General features: G+C 69.5%; 3 protein-coding genes. 1 reads left to right on the top strand and 2 read right to left on the bottom strand.

Going from position 1 to position 3,248, the window contains the following annotated elements; all coding sequences use genetic code 11:
* Both LQV45_RS22395 and LQV45_RS22390 read right to left on the bottom strand, forming a co-directional pair.
* Positions 1-1,729: glycosyltransferase family 2 protein (locus LQV45_RS22395; protein ID WP_230008884.1), on the bottom strand; the 1,729-nt coding region annotated here is incomplete at its 3' end.
* Positions 1,730-1,758: 29 nt separating this feature from the next.
* Complete coding sequence (locus LQV45_RS22390) at positions 1,759-2,301, bottom strand: WhiB family transcriptional regulator (protein WP_230008885.1); 543 nt, start codon at positions 2,299-2,301, stop codon at positions 1,759-1,761.
* A gap of 370 nt (positions 2,302-2,671) precedes the next feature.
* On the opposite strand from LQV45_RS22390, the gene LQV45_RS22385 reads away from it, so the two are divergent.
* Positions 2,672-3,248: TIGR03089 family protein (locus LQV45_RS22385; protein WP_230008883.1), on the top strand; the 577-nt coding region annotated here is incomplete at its 3' end.

Here is a 3,248-nt window from a genome sequence, read left to right as displayed (position 1 = left end):
CGGCCAGGGCGAGGCCCGCGGCGGCCGCAGCCGTCCACGACGGCGTCCCGTTGACGCCGGGACGGGCGGCCGGCGTGGGGATGAGCCGTCCCTGCCCCGGGGCCGGGACGGCATGGATGCCGCGGCCCGCGGCCGTGCCGGTCGCCCGGAGCAGCGCCAGGACGACCACCGGGATCATGACGTGCGCGACCAAGGCGCCGAGCCGGCCCTGGTTCACGGACACCTGGAGTGCCGGCGCCGCGGCCCACAGCAGAGCGGCCGCAAGGCGCAGCCTCCGGCGGGCAGTCAGGGCGCCGGCAGCGAACCACGCGCCCAGCGCAGACAGCGGCATGGCGAGGATCAACAACCAGCCCACGCCGCCGTTGGCATCGCCGGCACCGAGCACACCGAGCACCCACAGCAGGTAGCCAAAGGGGTCGCCGTGGCCCGGCAGGCCCGCGCCCAGACTGATCCACCAGGTCGAGGCATGGTTCCAGATTTCGGAGAGGCGCAATGAGACGGGGATCAGCGCGCCGCCGGAGACGGCCGGAGCCCGGAACAGGCTAAGCAGCCCTGTCAGGGAGACCGCCAGGGTCAGGAGGATGGCCAGCACCGCACCGCTGCCCACCCACCCGCGGTCCGGGGTGGCGATGGCGGCGAAATCGTCAGCATTGCCGGTGTTCCCGGTGGGCTGCTCGGCCAGCGGACCGGGACCTGTCAACTCGCTGCCGAAGTCGTCGGCGCCGAGCGCCTCAATCAGGGAGCGCCGGTGCGCCCAGACCTCACGGCGCGGCGTCTGCAGTCCTTTCATGACGGAGCGCCGGATCCGGCGGGTGCGCGCCGCATTGCGGCGTCCGCGGACCACCGCCGCCGGGCGGCCCAGCGCGGCAAAGGTCGCCAGCAGTTGGGAGAACCCGTGCCCCGGGTCCTTGACCGCAATGCTCAGGACGAGTTTGAAGAGGCTGCCCAGGAGGGCGCCGGCCGCGTGCAGCGGGACTTTCCAGCCGGCCGCGTGCTTGAGCCGCAGGTGCACCTGCGCCTTGCGTGCGGCCGTCGCGTTGCCAAGGGCGTGGGGACGGTGCGAGACATGGAACATCCGGGCGCTGGGGACCACCACCACGCGGTGCCCGGCGAGACGGTTGCGCCAGCAGAAGTCGACGTCGTCGCCGCTGCCGGGCAGGGCCGGATCGAAGCCCCGGAGCTCCTCCCAGATGTCGCGGCGGACCAGCATGCCGGCGGAATTGACCGCAAAAGTATCGCTGCGGCCGTCGTACTGGCCCTGGTCGAGCTCGTCGGCGTCGATCAGCGTCAGCCGCTCGGCCCAGCGGCTCGTGGAGAGCCCGACGTCGATCAGCCGCCGCTCGGCATGCCAGTCCAGCTGCTTGCAGCCTGCCACCGTGACCGACGGCGCCCGCTCGACCGCACGGAGGAGTTCGGCCAGGGCCTCGGGCGCCGGTGCGGCGTCGTCGTGCAGCAGCCAGATCCAGTCGGTGCCCGGCGCCGTGGCGGCGGAGCCCTCCGCAGGCCACGGCGCGAGGGCCTTGAGCCCGGCCATGACGGCTCCACCCATGCCGGACCTGGGCTGGTCGAAGACAGTGACGTTGGCCTTGCCCAGTTCCTGTTCAAGGAGGGCGGCGGAGTGGTCGCGGGATCCGGTGTCGACACCGATCACGGCGTCGGCGGGCCGTGTTTGGGCCGCCAGCGCCGCAAGGGTCCTGGGGAGAAAATCACCGCCGTCGTGGGAGACCACGACGGCGGTGACTCGTACTTCTTGAAGAATTAGACTGCTCGCTTCCTAAGCCGGCGCCGCTCGCGCTCGGAGAGGCCTCCCCAGATCCCGAAGCGCTCGTCGTTGGACAAGGCGTACTCGAGGCACTGGGAACGCACATTGCAGGCGCCGCAGACTTTCTTGGCGTCGCGGGTGGAGCCGCCCTTTTCTGGGAAGAAGGCTTCGGGATCAGTCTGGGCGCACAGGGCATCGGTCTGCCAGCCGAGCTCGCCCTCGTCGTCGAATTCCTGCCGGGACGGCAGGCCGATCCAGACCGGCTGCCCGGCGGTACCGGAACCGGGCGAATGGAGCTCCATCGGCGGGTCGAGGGGATCGGTGTCATGATCCGGGCCGGACAGGAGCTCGTCGTGCGCTGCGAGGAAGGCCGTGGCGGCCTCCTGCAGGGAATCCTTGGTGTGTTCGTTATAGCGGTCAGCTGCGTCCGGATCCGCCGGATCTACGTACCAGTCAGTCGGCACGCCGCGTGACCGGTATTTCGCCGTGGCCTGGCCGGCAACTACGGCATCTTCATGGATACGCTCTGCTAGCCCCATGGCGTCCCCCTCCTGATTTGCAGCCACTGCAAGACCCCCTTGGACACTCGGTTGAGTGCCGGTTTTTGTGCAGTGGCTTTAGATAACTAATTACACGCGTGTAAGTATCCGGGAGTCAAGCCACGGCGGAGATAATAATCAACTTGATACACAAAGTGGAGGCACGCCACGCCCGGAATTTTTTCGCCTCTCCCGCGAGAACCCGCGGAATAATCAGGGTACTGAGCAGTTTTGGGGCTTTTCATTGAATTTTCGGGAAATTTTCCCGCGCCCTGCGCGGACCCCGCCGAACGCCGGGGCCGCCGGGGTGACGGACGTCACGGAGCCGGGGATTGATCGGCCGCGACAACAGCCGTGGCAAGATGAGGGCATGAGCATTCCGGCAATCGACCTGATGACAGCGCTGCGGTCCGGCCAGGCCACGGCGCCCCGGCTGACCTGGTACGGCCCCGATTCGGAACGGGTTGAACTTTCTGGCCGCGTGCTGGACAACTGGGTCGCGAAGACTTCCAACCTGCTGCAGGACGAACTCGACGCCGAACCGGGCATGCGGCTGCGCCTGGACCTGCCCGCGCACTGGAAGTCGGTGATCCTGGCCCTCGCGGCCTGGCAGCTTGGCATGGAAGTGGTCTTCGACGACGCGGAGGCTGACCTGCTGGCCACCGCGGACCCGGGTCCGGGCGCTGCCGCGGGCGGGTTCGACGCCGTCCTGGCCGTGTCTTTGCCGGCACTGGCCATGCGGTGGACGGGTGAACTGCCCAGCGGCGTCCTCGACTACGCCGCCGAGGTCCGCTCCCACGGCGACATTTTCATGCCCCACGTGGATCCGGAGGCGGGACGTCTCGCCGTCCGCACCTCCGACGGCGCAGTCCATGCGCACGGGGCGCTCCTGGACGGTTTTGCCGCGGCCCAGGACCCCGGGCTGCGGCTGCTCGTTCCGGCGGCCG

This window comes from Microbacterium sp. Bi128, from assembly GCF_918698205.1.
The sequence above is the reverse complement of the archived record's forward strand: the minus strand, read 5'-3'. Positions and strand labels throughout refer to the sequence as shown.

Excerpts from the sequence above, each read along its gene's own strand:
- LQV45_RS22390 (WP_230008885.1), bottom strand. The coding sequence starts at position 2,301 with ATGGGGCTAGCAGAGCGTATCCATGAAGATGCCGTAGTTGCCGGCCAG.